Source organism: Occallatibacter sp. (genome assembly GCF_035317045.1).
In the GTDB taxonomy this organism is placed as follows: Bacteria; Acidobacteriota; Terriglobia; order Terriglobales; family Acidobacteriaceae; genus Telmatobacter.
Window position 1 is genome coordinate 84522 of record NZ_DATHHT010000011.1, and the last position, 23431, is coordinate 107952.

A 23431-nucleotide genomic window follows, 5' to 3' on the forward strand; every position below is an offset into this window, starting at 1 on the left:
GTGATGGAACAAATGTTTGGATCATGCGTAGGTGAATTGAGGGATTGGGAATGGCATTAAAGATCAGGCTGAAGAGACAGAATTTGAAGCTCTCGAATTTGAAGCTCTCCTGGTCTTCGTGGCTGGTTCGCGGCGTTCTCGGCGGTGTCCTGCTGGTTGCGCTGATCTGCTTCTCTGTTTTCACCTTCTATTACAACAAGTACGCCCGCATTGTTGATGTACGACTGAAGCAGCCGCTGTTTGCCAATACTGCCCAGATCTATGCGGCGCCGCGCGAGGTGCGCCCGGGACAAAAGATGAGCGCCCATCTCATCGCCTCAGAATTACGGGCGGCCGGCTACTCGCTCGATGGACTTTCTCATCCTGCGAAGATCGGCACATTCACAGAGACCCCGGATTCGATAACCGTTCACCCTGGTCCTGAGTCGTATCACGCACCGGATTCCGCCACCATTCACACGCGCAAGGGTGAAGTGGATACCATCACCGACGAGCGCGGACAATCGCTCTCAAGCTATGAGTTGGAGCCATTACTGATTACGGGGCTGAGCGAAGACGCCAATCGCACCAAGCGCCGCCTGCTGACCTACGATGAGATTCCGCCAAACCTCGTGCAGGCTGTTCTTGCCATCGAGGATCGCAAATTCTTTGAGCACGGCGGCGTGAACTACTCCAGCATGATTGGCTGGGCATGGCACGACATGGTCGGCGATCGCAAACATCGCGGCGGCGCCTCGACACTGACCATGCAATTGGCCAAGCTGCTCTTTGTGGCTGATACGGGCACCATCAAGTACAAGGTCACGCAGATCATGATGGCGTTCCACCTCGAGAATCGCTTCTCAAAGAAGCAGATTTTTGAAGCCTACGCGAATCAGATCAACCTGGGCCAACGGGGCAGCTTCTCGATTGAAGGATTTGGTGAAGCCGCGCAATCCTACTTTGACAAGGATGTTCGGCAATTGGATCTGGCGGAGTGCGCGATGCTGGCGGGCATTATCCAGCGGCCAAACTACTTCAATCCCTTTCGACATCCCGAGCGGACGATCGAACGGCGCAATCTTGTGCTCGATTCGATGGTGGAAACCGGCGCCATCAGCAAGGGTCAAGCCGAACACGCCAAGGACGAGCCACTGCATCTTACGCCCGGCAGCGTGGATGCCAGCGAGGCTCCCTACTTTGTGGACCTTGTGCGCGACCAACTCGTGCAGAAACTTGGCGATCGCGACTTCAACCGCGAAGGTTTGCATATCTACACTTCGCTCGATCCCGAATTGCAACGCGTTGCAACAGACGCCGTAACTTCCACGCTCCCCCAGATCGACGAGCAGGTAGAAAAACGGCACGCCAGGCTGAAGAAACTCAATGAACCTGTCACCTACCCGCAAGTGGCGCTCATTGCGCTCAATCCACGCACCGGCCAGGTTCTTGCTCTGGTGGGCGGCCGCGACTACGGCAAGTCGCAGGTGGATCATGCGGTTGCGCATCGGCCAACAGGTTCCATCTTCAAGCCATTTGTGTATGCAACGGCGTTTCAAACCGCCATTGAAGGCACGATGCTGCCCGGACAGACCGCATTGTTTTCGCCGGTAACCATGCTGAACGATCAACAGGCCACCTACGGCGAAGGTACGCAATACGAGTACACTCCGCGCAACTATCAAGGCGAGTTTTACGGCGAGATGACTGCCCGCTTGGCTCTGATGCGATCGGACAACAACGCCACCATCGGACTGGCTTCGATGGTCGGGTTCGATCGTGTTGCGGCACTGGCCCGGGACGCAGGCATCAAGAGTGCACAGCCCACGCCCTCCATGGCCATCGGCTCATATGACGCGACCCCGCTCGACATGGCGGGCGCCTACACGGTCTTCTCCAATGGCGGGGTCCACATCGATCCGTGGACGCTAGCCAGCGTGCGCACACCTACCGGAGATGTCATCTCCGACTACGCACCCACAACCAAACCGGTTCTGGACCCGCGCGTGGCCTTCCTGACCACTTACATGATGGAGGCTGTTCTGCAAGGCAACGGGAGCGATGGCTGCAAAGTGAATGGCTTGGATTACTGCGGCACCGGCGCCGGCGTCCGCAACATGGGCTTCAGGGCTCCAGCGGCGGGAAAGACCGGCACCAGCCACGATGCATGGTTCGCCGGATTCACCAGCAGCCTGTTGTGCATTGTGTGGGTAGGCAACGACGACTACACACCCCTGGCGCACGGGCTCGAAGGCGCAGCCGTCGCAGCACCCATCTGGGCCGCGTTTATGAAGCAGGCAGTTCAATTGCCGCAATACTCCGACACCAACGAATTCACCCCGCCAGATGGCGTGCAGCTTGTCACTCTCGACAAGGCGACGAATCTGCTTGCCGACCCGGCATGCCCAGACGATTACACTGCGGCCTTTCTTGACGGCACCGCTCCTACCGACACCTGCGACCACCCAACCGACCACCGCAACATCCTGCAGAAGATATTCGGACTGGGTAAACCCGGGAACTGACTCTCGGCACTTCAACGTTGGATTCCATCGACCTCGCAACCATCGGGCATGGGCTGGCAGGTTTGACACCAGAAGGTGACGCGTGCATCGGGGCCTTGCAGGCGGTGGCGAACCGAGTTCCCACAGCGGCGGCAAGCCTCACCGGATCGGCCGTATACCCACAGACTTTCGCGCGGATCAGAGTGATGTGTTGTGCGCCGCTGGTTGCCGCGATAGGTGACGATTTGATCTGCCGAGTCTACAAGCACGTTGGCTGCGACGAGGCGCTGGGCGGTACGAACGAGCGCGGCGACTTGCTCATGGTTTAGCGCAGAAACCAGGCAAAACGGGTTTACACTCTCCACGAAGCAGACTTCTGACTTGAAGACATTTCCTACCCCAGCCAGCACCCGCTGATGAAGCAGAATATCACCCACTTCTTCGCCGGCACATGCGCAAAGGCGTGCCGCCGCTGTGCTCGGATCGAAGTCTTCGCTAAGTACGTCCGAACCAGGCTGCGGGATGCGCGTCTCGCGCTCCAAGGCCTGCGCGGAGTAGATACGGGCGACGGGGACTGTGAAAGCAACTGCCTGGTACTCGCGATTTTCCAGCACGATGCGCATATCGCGCGATGGCTTTTGCCAGCGCTCGCCAATGCGGTAAAGGTGCCATGATCCATTCATCAGCATGTGGGTAGCAAGTGTCGCTCCGCCCGAGAGATGAATCAGCAGCCACTTGCCGCGAGATTCAACGCGATCGACGGTCTGACCGGTAATTGGCGTGTCGTCGTGGAAGCGCGTGAGCAACGGGTAATTGGATCGGAAGCCTGTGATCGGCTTGCCGATAAGTGCGCGACCCATGGAGCGCGCCGTGCGGAAGATGGTATCGCCCTCAGGCATGATCTATTGCAGTTCCTCGGGGACTGGGTCCGCGGCGTGCGAATCGTGATGGATTGGAATGGGAATGCGACGCAAATGCAGGCCGAGCGGTCCGGGGTGGAAGCCGGCATCCATCAGGAAGCGCGTCATGGGATGGGCAGCGACAGGATGGCCATTCATCGTGGTGATCAACACGCCCTCGTGGCTGCTCAAGCGCATGCGCTCCTGTCCGCGCGCAGAGAGGAAGTGCGCAAGCCCTGAGGATACTTGCGATCGCTCCGGTTCGTCGCTGGGGAGAAAGACGAGCATGTTGGGATTATTGCGGCGCAGCCAAGCGACGAGTTGCCCATTGCGAAGGATGACTTCAGCGTAGACGGCGCGGGTGAGAACGCGTGGTGCCGATTCGGAGTCCTCATCTATTACCGGCAGATCGGGCCAGCGCAGGACCGAACCATACGGATTGGCTGTGTCGGTCGCGGCAAGCTGGATGAACTCCGGCTTCTCGGCGGGAGGCTCGGTGCGCAGTTGGCGCAAGAGGTCGACAGCAGCTGGCAATGCAAATTGAGTCGCGCCAAGGCCGGCGACAAAATAGCCGCGGCGTATGCGACCACCCTCCTCCAGCGCCTTCAGCACGTCGTAGACGGCGCTGAAACCGCCGGGGATGTTTTCGGCGCCAACCGCTTCGCGTGTAAGAACGCCGTAGCGGTTGAGCAGTTGCAGAGCCAGGGCGTGGCTGGCTTCGGTCTGGGTGGGAACAATTTCGGTTGCGATCTTTGAACGCAGTGGCAACATCGACCAGCGGCCTTGCGCGTTTGGCGGCGTGGTGCGGCGGGAGCGGAAAACCATTCCTGTGTGCGAGCGGCGCTGCGGGCGCGAGGAATCCGGTCGCACGATGTAAGCGCGTAGGGCGTGGAGCGAATCGTTTGTAACCAGGCCGCGCCACACAAGACTCCACAATGCATCGATCGTTTCTCCCGGATATCCGCCGCCTACCGACTGATGCAGCGGGTCGAAGAAGCTGGCTCCAGCAGATTCGAGAATCGCGAGGACTTTCTCCTCGCGCTCGATGAGGGGTTCGGCGAGCGGCCGTTGCTGAGCAAGCAGCGGCAGCTTGTCCGCGAGAAAGAGTGCGATGCGTCCGTCTCGTTCGCCGATGGGATCGATTCCGGCCCACGCAACTTCACCCGCGGCAATCAGCGTATCGAGCCCTGCCGATTCGTATCCGACGACGCGTGCAGGAAGGATGGAGTTTTCGAGCAGCGACGCGGGAATGGGAGCGCCCTGCAGGCTCTCGATCGTATCAAGCAATACGTCGAGATGCGCATGTGAGATGCGGCGGGGCGAGACCAGTCCCTGCCAATGCGTGAGGAATCGTGCCAGTGTGTGCTGCTCGACCGGTTCGACTTCGCGGCGAAGCCTGGCCAGTGATTTGCGGCGAATCTGCCGAAGAATTTCGGCGTCGCACCACTCGCGATGCAAACCGCCGGGACGGAAACCACCCTCAAGAACGCGCCCCTCGACCGTCAGCTGATGCAGGGCATTCTCAACGGCGGCAGAGTCGAGGGTGAACCGTTCGGCTGCTTCCTTCAATGTGAACGGGCCATGCGTGCGGGCGTAACGGCGCACGAGTTCCAGAACCGGCTGCGCCACCGGCTCGATCAGCGAAACGGGCAGGCCAGGTGGAAGCGGGATGCCAAGCGCGTCGCGGTAGCGAGCGGCATCTTCCACGGCGATGAGGCGGCGGGCGTTTTCACCGTTTGGGGCAATGCGCAGTTCAAGCAGGCGACGCGCGCGCAGCAGGCGGTCAAGGGATTCGAGCAACACAGAATCGACAACCCGGCGGGCAAGTTCTGCGCGGGAAAGATCACCGAGCCTGAGCAGCAAGTCGTGAATGCCATCGGCAGATCGGGCGCGATACGATTCGGTGAGGCACTGGGCTGCTTCTTCAACTTCGGCAATGGCGTCGGCGTCGAGCAACTCGCGCAGATCGGCTTCGCCGAGCAGTTCGCGAAGCTGATCCTGATCGATGGTGAGAGCCTGCGCACGGCGCTCGGCCAGCGGCGCATCGCCGTCATAGACGAAGTTCGCGACATAGCTGAACAGCAACGACGATGCAAATGGCGAAGGCTTGTGCGTCTCGACCACATGCACGCGAAGCTGGCGCTGCTCGATGGCACGTAGGGTCTCGATGAGCGCCGGCATATCGAAAACATCGTGCAGGCATTCGCGATAGGCCTCCAGCAGTAACGGAAATGACGGATAACGCGAGGCAACACTCAATAAATCGTAGGATCGCTTGCGCAGTTGCCAAAGAGGTGAGCGCTGATCGGCACGGCGCCGCGGCAGCAGCAGCGCGCGACCGGCGGCTTCACGGAACCGGCCGGCAAACAGCGCGGTCGACCCAAGCTGGCGGAGAACCATTTGCATCGCTTCAGCAGATTCAATCAGGATCCAGTCAGGATCGGGCGGCTCGTCGGTATCGGGAAAACGCAAAACAAATCCATCATCACCCCAAAGCGTCTCCACTTCAGGACCGCCCGTGGCCCGGATACGTGCACTGATCGCCATGGCCCAGGGAATGTGGATGCGGCTGCCGAAGGGCGTCAGCACGCACACGCGCCAATCGCCCAACTCATCGCGGGTCCGTTCGATCACGATTGTCTTGTCGTCCGGAACCTGCCCGGTCGCGGCCTGCTGATCCTCGAGGAATTGCAGAAGATTTTCAGCGGCGCCGGGGTCGAGATCGTGATCGGTCACGAGGCGCGTGAGGGCTGCCGGCTTGGGGAGCGCGCGGAGTTCGCGGACCAGCGCACCGATGCGGCGGCCAAACTCGAGCGGCCGTCCGGGACCGTCGCCTTTCCAGAACGGCATCTTGCCCGGTTCGCCAGGAGCAGGAACAACCAGCACGCGGTCGTGCGTGATGTCTTCAATACGCCAGGTGGAAGCGCCAAGGATGAACGTTTCGTTGGGATGCGATTCGAAGACCATCTCCTCGTCGAGTTCGCCCACGCGAATGGACTTGCCTTCGGTGTGCGCAAGAAAGACGCCGTACAGTCCGCGATCGGGGATGGTGCCAGCGTTGAGGATGGCGAGACGCGCCGCGCCGTCGCGGGCCGTGACGACATTGCGGATGCGATCCCAGGTAAGACGCGGGCGGAGTTCGGCGAACTCGTCAGAGGGATAACGGCCGCTGAGCAGGTCGAGAACGCCATCGAAAGCTGCGCGGGTGAGAGCACCAAACGGCGCGGCACGGCGGACCAGATTGTAAAGGGCGTCAACGTGAAGCTCTGGCTTCGGCTCCTGTTCTGATGAGTTCGCGCTTTCCCAGGTCTGAAAATCCAACCCTGGGGCATCCAGGTTGCGGGTGGAACGAGAACCGGCAATCCGGCGCTTGAGGGGTTTGGGGCGAGTGGGAGGCTTGTAGCCGGGCGGGTGGGCAACGATAGCGACAAGCTGCTGGCAGAGAACGTCGAGGGGATTACGGGGAAATCGGGTGGACTCAATGTGCCCCTCGTGCATGGCGCGCGTGACGGCGGCACAGGCAACAAGATCCGCGCGGTATTTCGGGAAGAGTATACCCTCGCTGACTGCGTCGACTGAATGGCCAGCGCGGCCGATGCGCTGCATGCCGCTCGCAACCGAGGGCGGCGCTTCGATCTGAATGACGAGATCGACGGCGCCCATGTCGATGCCGAGTTCAAGCGTCGAGGTGGCGCAAAGAGCCTTGATCTGTCCGGCCTTGAGCTGCTCTTCAATCACCGAGCGCTGGTAGGCGGCGAGCGAACCGTGATGCGCTCGCGCGATTGGCTCGCCGGCCAGATCGTTGAGCGCGCCAGCCAACCGCTCGGCAACCTGACGGCTATTTACGAAGAGAATGGTGGAGTGACGCTCGCGGATGAGTTCCAGCAGCCGCGGATGAATCGCGTTCCAGATGGAAACTCTGCGCGGCGTTTGCGAAGCCGGCCCGGAAGGGATTTCCTCCATCGTCTGGAGGCGCGCCATATCCTCAACCGGAACTTCAATCCGTAGCTTCAGCTGCTTGCGAGCAGAGGCATTAATAATAGTCACTGGACGAAAACGCAGTGAGCTCTCGCTTTCCGTAACCTGCAGGGAAGAATCGTCCGCGTTCAATTCAGATGGATCGACCTGACCGACGGGTTCCGAGTTCGCGGCAGACTCTTTCGAGCCGGAAAATTCAACCTGTCCGTTACGATCTCCTGAGTTATTTTGTCCTTCTACAAGAATAGTTTGCCGACCGAGACTTGAAGTCGGACTTTCCAATTCCTTGGGCTGCGTCCTTACCAGAAGTGGAGTGCTCGATGCGACTTCAACTCCACCAAGAAACCGGGCGACCTCCTCTAGCGGCCTTTGCGTGGCGGAGAGACCTATACGCTGGAGGCGGCGCCCTGTAAGAGATTCCAACCGCTCGAGTGTCAGGGCGAGATGCGCTCCCCGCTTGGTCGGCACGAGGGCGTGGATCTCGTCGACGATGACCGTGTCGACTGTGCGCAGTGCTTCGGCAGACTGCGAGGTCAGCAGCAGGTAGAGCGACTCTGGAGTGGTGATAAGAATGTCGGCCGGATCGCGACGGAAGCGGGCGCGCTCCTGCTGCGGAGTGTCACCGGTTCGAACGCTGATGGCAGGATCGTGAAACGGCACACCCTTGCGGCGGGCCAGGTTGGCGATGCCCACCAGGGGAGAGCGAAGGTTGCGCTCGACGTCGACTGCGAGCGCTTTTAGCGGTGAAACATAGACGATTCTGCAGCCCTTTTTCTTCTCGTTATCTACGTCCTGCAACATCAGGCGATCAAGACACCAGAGGAAGGCCGCAAGGGTTTTGCCGGTGCCGGTGGGCGCCAGGATTAATGCGCTCTCGCCCCGGGCGATGACGGGCCAGCCCAGCCGCTGCGGTGCCGTCGGTGCGTCGAACACTGTGCGGAACCACTCCGCGGTGATCGGGTGGAAGCAGGCAAAGCTATCCGATTCAGGTGTCGAGTTGGGCGAAGGGGGAGGCATCATTTCCATTGACGCTCTTTAGAGCATAACGCGCGAAGAGGGGAAAGAAAAGGCGAAGAAGTAGCTCTGCGAAAGATTAACTTTGAGCGAAACCCCGAGAACTTCGATTGTGTCCGGCGGCGCGGCATCAGATTTAGTCTGCGATGCCCGTCCATCGGGCGAGACAGGCAATGGTGTGGCAGTTCGGGAAGTACCACAGTGGGACACGCGATGGTCATGCGGCGCTGCTAGGATTCGATTCAGGAGTAAGTTACGTGCGCGAGCACCTGGCGACGCTGCTGGACGACTTCAAGAAACATAAGCGCGAGATTGCAATCGTGCGCTACCAGGGTGTGCGGCGCAGGTTGACGACGTATGGTGAACTCGCTCGCCTTGCCGGCCGGTTCGCGGCGCTGCTCGAAGACCGCGGAATTGGCATGGGTGACCGCGTTTTACTATGGGGCGAAAACAGTGCGGAATGGGTTGCAGCCTTTTATGGCTGCCTGCTGCGCGGGGTGATGGCTGTTCCGCTGGATGCATTCGGGAGTGCCGATTTCGCCAGCCGTATCACGACCGACGTAAAGCCGGCACTGGCAGTGGGAGACGCGGGTTTGCTCCAAAAGCTGCAGGCACCTGACACGCCTTCGATCGCGTTTGAAGGCTGGTCGGCTTCCCTTCCTGGGCGCGAAGCGGGGCCGGCGCCGGGACTGTCGCATGAAACGCCCCTGCAAATTCTATTTACTTCGGGGACAACGGGCGATCCGAAAGGCATCGTGCACACGCACGGCAACGTGCTGGCGAGTGTGGGGCCCATTGAGCACGCCGCTCAGGGATATCTGCGGTATGAGAAATTCTTCCATCCGCTGCGATTTCTGCACACGCTGCCCTTGAGTCACGTATTCGGACAGACCATGGGGATATGGATTCCGCCCATCTTCATGGCGGAGGTGCACTTTGAAACGCGCCTCGTGGCGCCGAAGCTAGTGGAAACGGTCAAGCGGGAGCGCATTTCGGTGCTGGCCGCGGTGCCGCGCGTCATGGAACTGCTGAAGGCTCACCTTGAGAACACAGTTCCCGGGCTGGTCGAGCGTGTGACGGCTTCAAAGGGCATCTCCGCGTGGAAGAGGTGGTGGGTTTTTCGCGATGTTCATCACACCCTTGGTTTCAAGTTCTGGGCTTTGATTTCGGGGGGCGGCGCGCTCGTGGGGACGCTGGAGCAGTTCTGGAACGCGCTCGGGTTTGTCGTAGTACAGGGATACGGCATGACGGAAACCACCGCGCTGATCACTCTCAATCATCCGTTTCACGTAGCGAGCGGAACGATTGGAAAGCCTCTGCCGGGGCGGGATGTGAAGATCGGTCCGGATGGCGAAGTGCTGGTGAGGGGACCGATGATTTCGACCGCAACCTGGAGCGGCGGCGAGCTTCGCCAGCGCGAAAATGAGTGGCTGGCTACGGGGGACCTGGCAGAAGAACAGGCAACCGGTGAGTTGCGCTTCATGGGCCGCAAGAGCGAGACCATCGTTACCGCTGCGGGAGTGAATGTGCATCCTGAGGACCTCGAAGCCGCACTTGAAGAGCAGCACGAAATAGCGGCAAGTGCGGTGGTCGCCTTAGAAACGGCGTCGGGGCCGGAGCCTTGCGCGGTACTCGTTGTACGCGGTGGTCAAAAGCAGGCGGCTGAAGCAGTGGAACGGGCCAATACGCGCCTTGCGGAGTTTCAGCACATCCAGCGCTGGATATTGTGGCCGGAACCAGATCTGCCCAGAACGTCGACGGGCAAAGTGCGGAGAAAACCGGTTGCCGAGTGGGTCGCAAAACATTTGGCTGAAACTGCTGCGGACCGCGGAAACAGTGCGACAACACTGCAGAGCGAGCGCAGCGGAGATTGGCTGTATGCGCTGGTAGCGGAGATTTCCGGCGAGCGTCCGCCGGGAGAAGACGAATTGCGACTGAGCGAAGACTTTCATCTTGACAGCCTGGGTCGCGTGCAAGTTGCGGTAGCTTTGGAAGAGCGGCTGACCGATTCTCCCAGAGAAGGCGTGGTCGATGCGGCGAAGACCCTGGGAGATTTGAGGCGGATCGCCGGTGGTGTCCGCAGTTCTGAGCTTACGAGGCGGAATCCAACCGAAGGGCACGCGAATCAGGAGGAAGAATTCGATACTGAGGATCGAAATGCAGATGCACGCACCTTCCCAACACAGCAAGCGGAGTTGGTTCGTGTTGACAAGGCAGTGGCAAGTACGACAACCGCGACCAGCTCGCAACCCCAGCCGGAATTCAAATATCCGTTGTGGCCGTGGTGGCGGCCTATGCGGTGGTTGCGGGCTGCGTTTCTTGAATTGGTTGCACAACCGTTTGTCTGGTTTCTTGGAGCACCGCGAGTTTCACTGCCGCGTGACCTGGGAATCGACGAGCCCGTGCTGATCATCTGCAACCACGTCACTGCCTATGATGGCGCGCTCGTCGAGTACGCTCTTCCAGGACGCATGCGACGTTGGGTTGCTGCAGCGATGTTGGGCGAAATGCTGGAGGACTTCCGGCATTTCCGCGATCCGGATACGCGGCGTTTTATGCTGTTTGGCCCTGCCGCGTATTGGCTGCTGACCGCACTCTACAACGTCTTCCCGCTGCCGCGCCGGCGCGGATTTCAGCGGAGCTTTGCCCACGCGGGCGAGGCAATGGACCGCGGTTACAACGTGCTCGTGTTCCCTGAAGGCACACGATCGGATGCGGGACAACTTGCCCCGTTCAGGCCCGGAATCGGACTGCTGGTGAAACAGACTCATGCGCCGGTGCTGCCCATCGCGATTTTGGGACTAGGCGAATTAAAGGAGAGGGGCCGCGGATGGTTCCGATCAGGAAAGATTCACATACGCGTGGGAGAGCTGGTGCGTTTCGATCCGACCGACAGCGAGGCGGCCATCACTGACACCTTGCATGCGACGGTGGCCGAATTGATGGAAACGAAGCCGTCAACCGTAAACAGGATTCAGTAAAAAGTGTTCAGTGATCTGCGGCTTGAGAAGGTGGCTGCGGCTTCTCACGGGAAGCGCCCGCGCCTTGGGCGGAAGCGTAATAGTCATGTGGGGCACCGCGGTGGCCCTGGCAACGGGCAAACAATTCCAACCCGAGTGCCGTAGGCGTCAGGTTCGCATCCTGTTCGAAGTTGAAGTATTTCGATTTCAACCTAGGCTCGAGGAGGCCGAGGTTGGCAAGTTGGAAGATGTTTCGATCGATCTTCATCAAATCGTGCGCGCCCGCAATGTCAATCAGTTCCTGCGGCGTGCACATAACCGCCTGGGCTGACACAGCGCCGGAAGTTGCAAACACTTTTGGGGACTTCGTACAGGCCGTTGTAAAGAGACGTCCATCGATGGCCGCGAGTTCGGCAAGAAGGTCAATATAAGGGAGATTTGATTCGTCGTCACCCATGAGAGTGCAGGAGGTTGAGAGGATGCCTGCCCAAAGTTGTTGGGTGATGCCGTCTTCAGCCCACGAGCCTTCCTGGACGACACGCATGACAACATTTTGTGGGGCACGCAGCCTGTCGAAATCGCGCTCGGCGGCGAGCATTGCTTCGGCGCGCTGGGTGATTCCGATGGCGTTTGCTATGCGAATATTGCTAAGCCCTTCGCGAAACAGGAGCTTCAATTCCTGCGTCGCAGAAGGACAGATACGTCGCAGAAAAGCAAGAGACCTGGCAAGGCGAAATTCGCTCAGAATATCTTCCGGCTTGATGAGGTCGTCGGTCTTCCAAAGCCACAGGTCCATGCATTCCGGAAGAAGAAAGGTGAGGCCCATGCCGTCCTCGCCCCAGCGTACCGCCTTTGTCTGCAGGGTGACATGGCGATCAGGGCTGTCGTCGGCCAGTTCCGGATAGACGAGACGAACAGGATTCACCTCGCCCTGTGGCCATCGTTCACGCGTTACCAGATACATGCCCGTCGCGCTGATGTTCCTTACGATGTCGAGGCCGGGAGAGGTTCCGGTCCAGTGAATGGCTTCGAGGCCGGGTACGGGGCGCCGCTCGGCGCGGGACCGCTGGGGCTCCGTTTGCGGGAACGTCTTTTCAAACCAGCTCCTCAGAGTCTTCACTCTGTCCTCCTTGCATTGCGGCCGCTGCGGGATAGAGCTGGCGGGTCCTGAGGGCCCGCGAACACGACCCAACGGAGAATTGTTACTGAGTGCATCCTACTACCGCAATTGCCACTTCGTAATGGGGAGGTAATTACTTAGGCAGTAGGCATTCGAGGGACCTGAGAGCTCTATAGACAGGGAACCTTGGGGTCCCGCAAGCATCTCCGGTTCGCGGCCTCAGCCAACGGCAACCGTCTCCGCACCGGGGCAAGTCGCGTAGAACTCTTCTGCGAGCCGGCGATGACCGTGGCAACGCGCATAGAGTTCGAGCGCCAGTTCTGTTGGGGTAATCACAGCCTGGTCAAGAAGCGAAAGCAGGAGATTGTGTCGAGGGTCACGGCTCACAGAGAAATTTCTAATGAGGAATTAGGAGCAGGAAGAGAATCTCAGTGCAGGCATTGAAAGGGCGAGTCGCACCCATCCTGGTCGCGTTTCCGATCAGGATGGGCGGGCGTTACAACTCGAGAGCAAGGGCGCCGGCAGGGGTCACTCCAACGCCGTAGAACTTTTGCGCTGTGCCGCGATGGCCATTACAGCGGGCGTACAGTTCCAGGCCGAGACCGGTGGGCGCAACCGTTGTATCGGTCATTTGCTGGAAGAATGCTGACTGCTCCCGGGATGCGATCACTCCAACGTCGGCCATGTAATTCAGCTCGCGATCCAGCTTGATGAGGTCGTGGGAACCTGAATACTTCATGAGGTCCGCTGCTTTCCAGTTCAGTGGACGCGTAGACATCATGCCCGGCCCGGTAACAAGCTTGGTGGACTTGGTGCACGCTGCGGCGAGGATGCGTAGATGAAGAGCCTTAAGTTGGCTGAGCAGGTCCACAAAAAGAAGGCTCGACTCGTCGCCGCCCGCTGTGGTGCAGGACGCGGCCAGAAGGCCCGCCCAGAATTGAAGCATCCACCTGTCATCTGAGGACCAGGACCCTCCCTCAACGATGCGCATTGCCACGTGAGGAAGCGCATGCAAGTGATCGCCTTCCACCGATGCTCCCAGCATCTTTTCCGCCTTGAGGGCAATTTCAACTGCATTTTCAAGACGGTAGTTGCTCAATTCTTCATGAAGCAGCCTGCAGACCGAGTCCTTGGTCTCAGCCGAAATGCGCGAAAGGAAGGAGATGGCCTGCGCAACGCGAAATTCGCGCAGAATGTCTTCGGGCTCATTCTGCTCGGCCGCACTCTTCAGTGGGCTCTGCCAGAGACGAAGGTCGGCGCCGGGAGGGAGAACGAAGGAGATGGCCACACCATGATCGTCCCATCGAACCGCTTTCGCTTGCACGAGAAAGCTGTTCTCTTTTTCCAGCGGGCCGCTGCGCTGAAGGGTCAGAGCGATCACTTCGCCCGGTTCCCAACGCTCCTGCGTTACGAGGAACGCACCAGTCGCGCTGATGTCGCGGACACTGTTTTGACGCGGAATAGCGCCCTTCCAATGATAGGCGGCAAGTGACGGCGAAATCCGCCGTTCGGCCCGGCGGCGCTCTGCCGTGAGGGAACCTTCAGAATGGAAAGTCGTTGGATTCATGCAGCCCTCGGATGATAACTGTTCGGCGCGAGCGTTCCGTCGGGAGGGAAGAGATGTTGTCCGGTTCCGAGCCTGTGTCCCGAAAGCGCCCTGGCGTCTTACAACTCACAATCTTACTCCCCTATATCCCACTTTTGTGGGATTGGCGGGCATTACTTTGGGCACCCATTGCCGGTTTTTGGGGGTAGACGAATTGCGGTAAGCTGGATAACAAGAAACTTCCTTACCGTAGAACCTGACCGTCGGACCATACGGCGAATTGCTGCGAGGTTGCTGTGTCTTTATTGCTAATGTCGGAGGTTTTTGCTGCGGGCAGCGTGGCCGCCGCGGGGTGCTGCTGCCTCCTTGAGGTCGCGATGATTCTGGAGATCCGGCGCAGCTTGAGCGGTTGGAAGGCCGCCCCGCTGCAGAGAGATATCGCGGTCATTTTTCGCAGCCATCGCCGATTCCATCCCGGGAGCCCGCTGCGTACGGCTTTCGTAGCGTCGTCGTTCCTGCTGGGAAGCTGCATTGCTGGGCTGATCGTTATTCATCGTGTGACGCAGGGTATGTAAATCCGGCTTCCGGACGGTGACGGAAGTCCTGCGCCGGATATCCTACGACGCTCGGGGATCAGAAGATTCAAGCAGGGCGCCGCGGCCGGAGTGACAAGTACCGCCCGCAAAAACGGTTGTCCAAAGAGAGCGGTCCGGAGGCTGTTCGGCAGATCCGTGTGGGGTATCGCAGAGGGTGAAAGCTGACACCCCACGGTGGCTATGTCTCCTCTTCGCTCAAAAACCTCCATAACCTCCATAACCTCCTCGATCTAATTATTGTCTGTAGTTTGCGAGCCATGGAGGTTCTCGCTCTCCGCTGGCGTATCCTCCATCACGTACATCGCGGCAAGCTGCTGAATTTTGGCGACGGTGGGCGGATCGAACGTCAGACCATTGCCGGCTTGTGATATCCGGTGAGTAGGCAGACCAAGGCTCTTCAGCTCGTGGCCTACGTTCTCGGGGCCCAGCCGTGCCGTTTCACCGCGAGCTTCCCGCAGACGGTTGGCCTTGGTCGCGATTTCCCCCGCATAGGCGTATTTCCGCCCTTCACGAATGAACGCCCAAATCGCTTCTACGACGATGGCCTTGGTGGTATTCGACATTTCATAGAGACGCTGCTGATCCTGGGTCTTCAGCAGGGCCACGAGCTTCTGCCGGAGTTCGGGTGCGTCCACGATGCAACGTCCGAGTGACGTCGCAATCGCCTCCGTCTCGGAAGACAAGCCGGAGGGAACCCACGTACAGCGGTGTACATAACTGAGGTTCTTGTTGCGGTATTGATCCAAGTGAACCGGGATGCTCGCAATCATTTTTTGCAGCCCTTGCGGAGTGGCAGGTGGTGCTGCGTTTGCGGGGCTGATGTCGATGTGGATGGAGTTCTGGATCTTGTGTGATAGTGGATTCTCGCCGGCATAGATCGCCGTCGACTTGGAGTAACAGGCCAACGAACCCCCTTCCACGACCAAGAAGTTCCGATCTGTCAGATTGCATAACAAGTCGGCTGTCCGCTTGCCGAGGTCTGGCTCCGAAGCCAAGATGGTCTTACAGTTCCGGTGGAGCACGGAAAGGTGGCTTCGCTGGAATCCGGCCAGCAGAGCAGGCTGCCGGCAGAAGTGGCGGAGCACGTGCAAAACGACTCTTGCGTCATGGGCGGGGCCGGTGATTACCAGGCACGGAAGGATGGTCAACACGTCCTGAAACCAGGTCGAGATCGCAAAGAAAGTGCCCAACTCGGCCGCATCCTCCGGTAAGCGCGTCTGCGCCAAAATGATCTGCTTGATCCACGTGAAGAGCTCAACTCCCGTGGCGACCCGAGGTGGCGGAAGTGGCGCGGTGAGAATCTCGTGGGGCTGTTTCATTTCAGCATTGCCTGTGCTTCCGTCTTCCGCGGGAGCCGAAAGCCCGGTCTCCGTACCGGCATGAGTAGAGGTGGTACCGCCGCCAAGCTGGCGGCAGTACCGTTCGAATGCAGCAATGTAGGAGGGTGTTTTGGGCTTGGGGGTCGGTGCTGGAGCCACAACGGCTTGAAAGCATTCGCCGCATTCGCCGACAACGAGCTTAGAAGTTGGTTCGGCAATCGGCGGGAGGCTGTTTTCGGGGATATTGGACTGGGCTGCGTGAACTTGGCTTTCTGCACCGGCATCATCCTTCGTTGCCCCAGCTTCAGACTTATCGTCATGAGGCGATGTTGGTGCCGCGGTTCCGGGTGTTGTGGGAGCCGTATCTTCGAGTGTGTCGGATGCAGTGGGCGCAGCTTGGCTTTCTGCGCCGGCCGCATCCTTCGATACTGAGGCTTGGGCCGCGTCTGGAGCTGGTTCCGGAATCCCTGATTTCACGGGAGTTGGGGCACTTTCATTTTTCTGCTTTGGCATCTAATTATCCTCCGTAGATCGTGGGTTGAAAACGTGGCTGCAAGAACGGGTTGGCAAGCTTGTGTCCTCCGCGCAAGGTCTGTTTCACAAGCCGGCACTCGGCTCGGTAAGCCATCTCTTGCTGTCTCCATGAATCGATTTAGCAAAACGATTTACCAAAACCTGAGTTCTCCGGCAACTACCTTGGATTCGGTAATCGGGGAAAAACTTTCATTATCGATTTGGGTCAAGATTCTGGATCTTTGCCGACCAAAACCCCGCGAACTGAGGCGCGCTTTTGCGCCGCCCGTCAACCGCTCAACTCAGATTTGCCTGTTTTAAAGGGGTTTTCGGAGGCTAGGGTTGAATTCCGGTTTGCTCGGTCCCCGGGGAAGTCGTCCAGGAGGGATCAGATCAGCGGGCGCGGCTTGATCTGGCAGTGGACCCTGACGCCAAGCCGTTGGGACCACCACTGCGGCCCGCCCTCCGTCATAAGGCTTCGCTGACGGGTTCGACTGGCGCTTGCAGGGTTTTGTGCTGAGTTTCGAGGACCTCGACCGGTCGCCGTCTGTACGCAGCCTTGTCGGCCCACACGATGGTAGAGGGCTTAACCGGATGCCAGGGCCTCTGATTCCCCCAGGACGCCGAGTGGGTGTTCAATCAGCCTGCACCGGAAGAGCGTTCGACCTATTCAAATCACTTGCAAAGTCCCCGGGATCGATTTCTTTCGAAACGCTGGAAGCTGGCGTGACCGCCATCCAGATCGACGACCACCCGAAACAGTTCGTTGGCGTCAGAAATCATCGCGATTTCGAAGTGATCGGGCTGATGCCTCGCGGGCGATTTCAGATTTCGGACCATGATTCATTTCTCTTGAAAAAACCCGGGAAAGGCGGAGAATTCAGTCTCAGAAATCATCTTTACAGGCGCAAGAACTCTCCAAGCACTTTGAACACTTGTAGTGGCCGTCCGTGCCGATGTTGGTATGGCTGGTTGGAAGATGCATCGTGTCCATAATGCGCTCGACCACTGCCTGCCTCTTCAGAATGCAGCGATCGGCGTACAGGGCGAACCGTTGGGTTCTTGTGTTAAAGACTACCCGGCCGCGTGGAGGCTCTTCGTATTCAATTTCGCGCGACACGGTCCCGAGACCCTGCTGCGCCGTCCAGTAGTCAATATGACTCGTCCGGTGGCCTAAACAATCGCCATAAGGCTCCGCTTCACTGAGCGGGCTGGTGTCGAGGATCAGCCGATCTCCGATCAACCAGAAAATCCCAACCAACGATTGTCCCTGATTTATTTGTTTGCCAAGCATCTTCGCTCTTTCTCATGAATGCCGTTAGCAACTCGTTGAATGTCATGTCCTGAGGAAGGTGGTGGAGTTCGCGTACTTTGTCGGATTGAGAGCTCGATCGACTGCACAGCATTTCGGCAGTACATAAACCAGTGGCACCAGGCCCCATCGGCAAAACAGTCTTCAATCAGTTCCCTTATGCACAATTGAGTGGCATGCAGTGCAAAGTGTAATGAGATTTTGCTCTGAATCATCCCCAGACTGGCTGCGAAATTCTCGATGATGAACCTCGAGATTCGACATTGCTCCGCAACTCTGGCACCTCCATCCGTCCCGGCGTAAAACCTGCTGCCGCAGATCTTCATACAATTTGGGAGCGAGGCGTAGGCGAGAACTCTTTACGGGAATCCGGTTCATGACGCTTTCTCGGTGATCTGCTCGACAAACGCCTGCCGCTGTTCGCCAGGCAGGAACTGGAAAAATCGTGCCATCGAGGACAAAAGCACGTCTGGTTGTCCGCCGTCGAGGTTGGCTCCCGCCAGGAAATCCGCGCAGATCATCTCCAGACAATAGCCGCGGGATTTGTCCGTGCCCAGCATCAGCGCCGCCGTCTCGATTGCCTGCTCAATCACAGGGATCTGGCTCTTGTAAAACTTGAAGTAAATGATCTCGGTCGGTTCGGTATCCTTGCCGGTGAGGTGTTGGTCCACTGCGCGTTTGAACTGATCCCGGGGTAAGGAACGACCTTTGTGCATCCATGCTGCACAATCGAAATCCTTCCCGTCCGAACGCGCGACCTTGGTCAACACCGCCGCCTTGGTCCAGCCCACCTGTTTCAACTCCCGCCGGATCTGGGGCGGCAAGTGTTCGTGAATGGACATCAGATAGTAGGCAGTGCGGCGCGAATCGGGAAAACGCCTTAGCAGAAATTCATCGAAGGATTTCAAGTTCTCGAGCCGCCAGTACTGACCCGCCCGCACTTCGCACAAATACCTGCCCAGATCGACGAAGCGAACGTCGCGCTCCTCTTCTCTCCGCTTTTCCCACGCCAGGATCTCGTCGATCTTGGTCAGAACAAAGAGAGCACGCTTGTGGTTGAGCTTGGGCGCCATCGGCATCGGCCTAAAACGAAAGTTCGTCAAACAGACCAAGGTCTACTCCGGGCTTGCGCACAAGTGCAGTTTCGACCAAGTCAGGCCTATCGAGGCAGAGCCCGATAAAGGGGCACGTTGTGCAAGGATTCTGTGGAAAGCGGATGCCGCTATGCGGCAGGAACAATCCGGACTCGATCCGTCGGACTGTGTCATCGACCAGGGTTGCGAACTCCTGCCACTGTTCCTCAGAAATGGTGGCCCGAAGGTATTGAACTTCGACCAGTCGCTTGCGCACGAAAACAATTTGGGCGACTTCCTGGATGCCGGTCATCCACGAATAGCAGACCAGTTGCGGGTCCAGTCCGGAAATGCCGGCCGGTGTTTCTGGATATCGCGCGGAGCTAGTCTTCCATTCCAGAACGCAGGGCGTATCGTCCAGTTCCCCAATGGCATCGACGTAGGAGACGAAATTGTTGCCCGAACCAAGTACCCGATTGAACTGAATCTGCTGGCTTGAATGAGGGCGCCGAATACAAACGCGGTCGTCCTGAACGAAGCGCTCCAGCAACTGGACGCCTTGTTGCAGCATCCGGTCCCAAGTGTCGTTGCCGGGGTAGGTTAATCCCATGTCCTTGCACAGGCTCCACTGCTCGCACAACGCAGCCGCCGGGTCTTGACGGCGGAAAAGGGCGGCAACGGCCTGTTCGAAGGCTCGACCAAAGAACATGGCAGCGCGCGTGTCTTTCTCTTGCCACCCGTCGAGGTAGCGATGCCGGTAACGGCGCGGACAGCTCAGATACTGACTGATCTGTGTGTAGGAGTAGGTCATCAGGACGCCTCCGCATTGTTAGAGAGAGAAGCACTCGATGCCGGCGCCGCGGAGAGTTCTTCCCACTGGCTGGCGGGGGCAAAGCCGTCGAGGTTGATGAGCGAAATGCCGTTCACCACGCTATGGCTGATCTTGACGACACCACGGAGTCCGGGCAAAGCCTTCTCATCGACCTGTTCGTGGGCCAAAAGTTCAGGATCATAGAGAAAATCCCGCAGGAACCAGCCCAGCTTCCACATTGCTCTTTGCGTACAGTAGAGCCGGCCGACAATGGGCTGCCCGGCCAGTGTCCGGGGCTCGATAACCGAGAGCCGGAGAACGTAGAACGGCTTGCGGGCATGCCAGCGGAACTGGGCACCATCGACGCGCACAAGATAGATACCGTCGGGGATCTTCGGACGAGAATCGTGGGCCGTTTCGGCGAGGCCTGGGACTTTGCGGTTCATGCGGCACCCTCCTGCTTCGGGTGCGTGTAGGTATTGAGCTTGCCGAGCAGACCGTTTCGGTCACTTTCGGCTCGCTTGGCCAGTTGCAAGACGAAGTTCTTAACTTGTTCCCTGCTAGCCTCTCGGAGCGTCTTCGTGCCGCAGAAGTCGATGGCATAGGCCTTCACCAGCTCGGGGTTGAGCTGGTGCTGGCGGATGATCTGGCACAGACGGTCGCGGACTTTGGGGCCAGTGCCGTTGCTGCTTCCATTCGCCTTTGCGGGAGGAAACTTTTCCGTCGGAATCGAAATTGGGATGGTTCCGATTTCCTCAACCGAGCAGATGCCGATGCCGTAGGCCTTGCGCAGGGCACGGTTGACGGCTCGGGTCTCGGCAATCCGCATTTCGGCGCCGTGGACCAGCGAGGATACGTTGGAGGGGTCGGCATCGCCATATCCAACGAAACCGCCGCAGGTCCTAGACTTGTATACTGTGGCCCGAAAAACCCAACGCCCCACTTTGGGATCACAAAACTCTTGCGCGGGCTCCGCTAGGACTCCATGGCACCGGTTGCGGCGAGCAAGCCTTATGAGGCCGACATGGGTCACGTACCAGCGCTTGTCCAGCAATAGCAGGTCCCCAGAGGAGATCGAAAAGCAGAACTCTTTAGAAAAGGACTTCAGGGTTTCTAGGAGATCGAGATTGATTGCTGGCCCCCACCTCTGGCGTGCAAGTCTTCGGTTACGGCGGAATAAGCAATCCGTGGAAGCTGTCAAGTGATTCCTCCGGCGATATATGTAATGCATATATGATGCTATATGCATTACATATGTCAAGCAAGAAATGGGCAGCCCCTTGACCATTCGTCGGGGCCTTCGGTAGCATCTCGCCGAGGCTTTTACTTAATCTCATGAAAAAGAAGGAGACTTTAAACTTTCGAGTTTCTGCAGAATTCAAACGAAGGCTGATCGAACAAGCGGAAAAAGAACGGCGGTCACTCACAAACTATTTGGAAACTATTCTCACTAAGCTCTGGGATGAACAGGAACTGATCACCGCAAAAAAAAAGCGGAACGAGAAAAGATTGGACGCTGATTGACCGATTCCTCACCTGCCCACGCTCTCATGTCGAATTTTGCTATAACAAAAGAAAGACCTTATCCGCCGGGTCGGCCATCCCAATCGGCCTTCCTTGAGGTTCTAAACTCTAAATCTCACGTTCAATACGCAGCTGCCCATCCGGACGTCTTTCAAGATCAGTAAGGCACCGTTCCATGCGATCGAGCCCTTCTTGGCTCTCGATTAGAAACTCGCGAGCCAATTCGTCCGTCGCGCATGCTTCCTGCCGCACCGGATGGAGGTCGGTGCGGGGTCACAAGGGATTTATCGGACTCGCAGCCGGAGACTTGGGGAGAGAAAAGTGGCGCGTCAGTTTTCCGTGGGCGGATCGATATGATCCACAACCAGAACATCGACGGGGCCTTTGCTGGATTTGAGTTCAAGGCCGAGCTGCTCTTTCAAGGCAGTGAAGATGGAGGGGCTGGCGTCGACCGAGGAGGTTGTCTCTGTGTCTGGAACCGCGGATCGGGAATCGTCCGGGGTGAAGGTGAGGCTGATGGTGTAGATGCCAGTCAGTCCAGTCCTGTCGAAGACAACACGTCCAGTGTAGCGGTAGAGCATCTCGGCAAGGTCGTTCATGGCGTGAGAACTGCTCGTAATGCTCATCGATACATTGCCTGCGCGGGAATTGGAATCGACGACGTGTTTGGGTCCGTCCTTGACGGGTGAGAACTTTACGCCGCCCTTGGCAACGACTAGTTCATAAACCGGAAGTTCCCGCGACTCGCGATGTGCGGCGAGATGGAACCGGTCGGCGAGCAGCAACTGGACCATCTTCAAAAGCTGATCTTTGGCATCGGGATACGGAAGAACCGCAAGCCTGTCGACAAGCGCTTGACCAGACTTGGCTTCAATGTCGTATTTGGCTGACGTAGCCCAGCCCGATAAACCGAGGATGCGCGAGCCGGGCAAATTGTAGGCGTATTGCAGCAGTTGCATGGGCGTTGCATTGATGGCGATGAAATGGCCCTGGTTCGCGTAGGAATAGATATGAGTGCGAGCGGTGTGGACGGAGTTGTTGGGGTGGATGGAAGCGACATCGAAGGCTGGCGTTGGCGGCAGTGTCGCGGACTGGGCATCGGCCTGCTGCGTGGTCGCGGATTGCGGTGCGGTTGCAGGCGGCATGGTGCGCGTCTGCGCCGAAATCGGCATGGCGAATGGGGTCAAGCAGAATGTTGCAATGGCCGCAAACCTCCGCACACACAAGCGGAATGTAACCCGCCTCACCTCAGTTTGGCGTTGTACATGGGGAGCAGTCATGCATTAGCCTCAAGGTTCAGCCTGCGTGCAGATGAGGACGCGATGATGAAGACGAGCTTAGCCCAGGCCGCGCTCGACAGTCTTGTGGAAGAGGCAACCAAAGCGGCGGAGAACTCCTATTCGCCGTATTCGGGATTCAAAGTGGGCGCGGCTCTGCGCTTGAACAACGGCGCCGTAGTCACCGGCACCAATGTGGAAAACGTAAGCTTCGGGCTCACGATCTGCGCCGAGCGCTCGGCGCTGGTTCGTGCAGTGAGCCAATTTGGCCCCGGCATTCGCATCGAGGCCGTAGCCGTGGCAAATCTGAACAACGCCGCCAGCCCTCCATGTGGCGCATGCCGCCAGATGCTCGCTGAGTTTGCTGCTCCAGATGCGCCGATCGTCTTCCCTGCGGCGGGGGGAACAAGGACGATGCCGTTCGAAGAGATTCTGCCCCACGGCTTCGACATGAGATTGAAGAAGACAGAAGACACGGAATAACAGAGATGCGGTATTGCACAGTTCTTCGAATTGATTTTCTTCAATCCTGAAAGAGCACGAAAATGAAGCCTTGGCTTGTAGTTGGATGGGGGATCGTGATTGTGCTGGCGCTGGGCAACATTCATTCGTTCATGCGTGCAAAGCAGAAGGAGCAGCAGCGACAGGCGACCTATCGTGCGAAGGTGGACGTCTACCGTTCCATCCTGAAGCCTGGAATCAGCCGCGAAAAAGTGGAAGCGTATCTGCGCCAGACGGGCGCACAGTATCAGAGAAGCTGCTGCGAGGCCGGCGTCTTCTCTGACCGCGCCAGGATAGGGCACGAAGCGCCGGGATGGGTCTGCCGAAACTGGGATGTCTACGTTGAATTCAAGTTCGCAGGCGTGGATGGGAATCAAGCTGTTGCAGCCCCGGGAGACACGCTGAAGCAGATCGACCTGTTTCAAAACGGATCCTGTCTCTGATCCCTGAGACAAAACCCACGCCGCCGCTCCCTGCGATAATCTCTTCTGTTCCGGGAATTGAG

General features: G+C 58.5%; 18 protein-coding genes. 5 read left to right on the forward strand and 13 right to left on the reverse strand.

What is annotated here, in order from left to right; translation table 11 throughout:
* Nucleotides 1-50 precede the first annotated feature (50 nt).
* Nucleotides 51-2504, forward strand: a complete 2454-nt coding sequence (locus VK574_RS03715) for a transglycosylase domain-containing protein (RefSeq protein WP_472798461.1) — start codon at nt 51-53, stop codon at nt 2502-2504.
* 11 nt (nt 2505-2515) lie between these two features.
* Here the strand turns inward: VK574_RS03715 and VK574_RS03720 are convergent, their stop codons facing one another.
* Together VK574_RS03720 and VK574_RS03725 are read right to left on the reverse strand one after the other, a co-directional pair.
* Nucleotides 2516-3382, reverse strand: coding sequence for a DNA-formamidopyrimidine glycosylase family protein (locus VK574_RS03720; protein ID WP_472798462.1), 867 nt, complete (start codon nt 3380-3382; stop codon nt 2516-2518).
* A 3-nt stretch (nt 3383-3385) separates the two neighbouring features.
* Entirely contained in the window at nt 3386-8380 is a 4995-nt protein-coding gene (locus VK574_RS03725) for an Lhr family helicase (RefSeq protein WP_472798463.1), read from the reverse strand.
* 140 nt (nt 8381-8520) lie between these two features.
* Between VK574_RS03725 and VK574_RS03730 the strand changes: the two genes are divergently transcribed.
* Nucleotides 8521-11355, forward strand: a complete 2835-nt coding sequence (locus VK574_RS03730; RefSeq protein WP_472798464.1) for an AMP-binding protein — start codon at nt 8521-8523, stop codon at nt 11353-11355.
* A 7-nt stretch (nt 11356-11362) separates the two neighbouring features.
* Here VK574_RS03730 and VK574_RS03735 read toward each other — a convergent pair whose 3' ends face one another.
* From VK574_RS03735 to VK574_RS03745, 3 genes are all read right to left on the reverse strand, one after another.
* On the reverse strand, nt 11363-12454 hold the full coding sequence (locus tag VK574_RS03735; protein ID WP_472798465.1) for an Abi-alpha family protein: 1092 nt from the start codon (nt 12452-12454) through the stop codon (nt 11363-11365).
* A gap of 219 nt (nt 12455-12673) precedes the next feature.
* Nucleotides 12674-12841: a hypothetical protein gene (locus VK574_RS03740; protein ID WP_472798466.1), complete on the reverse strand. Its 168-nt coding sequence runs from the start codon at nt 12839-12841 to the stop codon at nt 12674-12676.
* A 109-nt stretch (nt 12842-12950) separates the two neighbouring features.
* Nucleotides 12951-14021 carry an Abi-alpha family protein gene (locus VK574_RS03745; RefSeq protein ID WP_472798467.1) on the reverse strand — a complete coding sequence of 357 codons (1071 nt, stop codon included), beginning with the start codon at nt 14019-14021 and terminating at the stop codon, nt 12951-12953.
* 275 nt (nt 14022-14296) lie between these two features.
* Between VK574_RS03745 and VK574_RS03750 the strand changes: the two genes are divergently transcribed.
* Entirely contained in the window at nt 14297-14575 is a 279-nt protein-coding gene (locus tag VK574_RS03750) for a hypothetical protein (RefSeq protein WP_472798468.1), read from the forward strand.
* A gap of 251 nt (nt 14576-14826) precedes the next feature.
* Here VK574_RS03750 and VK574_RS03755 read toward each other — a convergent pair whose 3' ends face one another.
* The 8 genes from VK574_RS03755 to VK574_RS03790 form a co-directional block, all read right to left on the reverse strand.
* Complete coding sequence (locus VK574_RS03755; protein WP_472798469.1) at nt 14827-16428, reverse strand: hypothetical protein; 1602 nt, start codon at nt 16426-16428, stop codon at nt 14827-14829.
* 886 nt (nt 16429-17314) lie between these two features.
* Entirely contained in the window at nt 17315-17722 is a 408-nt protein-coding gene (locus tag VK574_RS03760) for a hypothetical protein (RefSeq protein WP_472798470.1), read from the reverse strand.
* Between the two features lie 162 nt (nt 17723-17884).
* Nucleotides 17885-18118 (reverse strand): HNH endonuclease, encoded by a 234-nt coding sequence (locus VK574_RS03765; RefSeq protein WP_472798471.1) that lies wholly within the window; start codon nt 18116-18118, stop codon nt 17885-17887.
* Nucleotides 18115-18843 carry a hypothetical protein gene (locus tag VK574_RS03770; protein WP_472798472.1) on the reverse strand — a complete coding sequence of 243 codons (729 nt, stop codon included), beginning with the start codon at nt 18841-18843 and terminating at the stop codon, nt 18115-18117. Before VK574_RS03770 ends, VK574_RS03765 begins: the two co-directional genes overlap by 4 nt.
* On the reverse strand, nt 18824-19624 hold the full coding sequence (locus VK574_RS03775) for a RecB family exonuclease (RefSeq protein WP_472798473.1): 801 nt from the start codon (nt 19622-19624) through the stop codon (nt 18824-18826). The genes VK574_RS03770 and VK574_RS03775 overlap by 20 nt, the downstream gene beginning before the upstream one ends.
* A complete protein-coding gene (locus VK574_RS03780; RefSeq protein ID WP_472798474.1) occupies nt 19624-20070 on the reverse strand; it encodes a hypothetical protein in 447 nt (148 codons plus the stop codon). The genes VK574_RS03775 and VK574_RS03780 overlap by 1 nt, the downstream gene beginning before the upstream one ends.
* Nucleotides 20067-20825 carry a hypothetical protein gene (locus tag VK574_RS03785; protein WP_472798475.1) on the reverse strand — a complete coding sequence of 253 codons (759 nt, stop codon included), beginning with the start codon at nt 20823-20825 and terminating at the stop codon, nt 20067-20069. The genes VK574_RS03780 and VK574_RS03785 overlap by 4 nt, the downstream gene beginning before the upstream one ends.
* A gap of 652 nt (nt 20826-21477) precedes the next feature.
* Nucleotides 21478-22335 (reverse strand): TIGR03435 family protein, encoded by an 858-nt coding sequence (locus VK574_RS03790; RefSeq protein WP_472798476.1) that lies wholly within the window; start codon nt 22333-22335, stop codon nt 21478-21480.
* 135 nt (nt 22336-22470) lie between these two features.
* Between VK574_RS03790 and cdd the strand changes: the two genes are divergently transcribed.
* Entirely contained in the window at nt 22471-22908 is a 438-nt protein-coding gene (gene cdd / locus VK574_RS03795; protein ID WP_472798477.1) for a cytidine deaminase, read from the forward strand.
* A 62-nt stretch (nt 22909-22970) separates the two neighbouring features.
* The gene (locus VK574_RS03800) at nt 22971-23369 is read left to right on the forward strand and encodes a hypothetical protein (RefSeq protein ID WP_472798478.1); all 399 of its coding nucleotides are present in this window, start codon (nt 22971-22973) and stop codon (nt 23367-23369) included.
* Nucleotides 23370-23431: the final 62 nt, after the last annotated feature.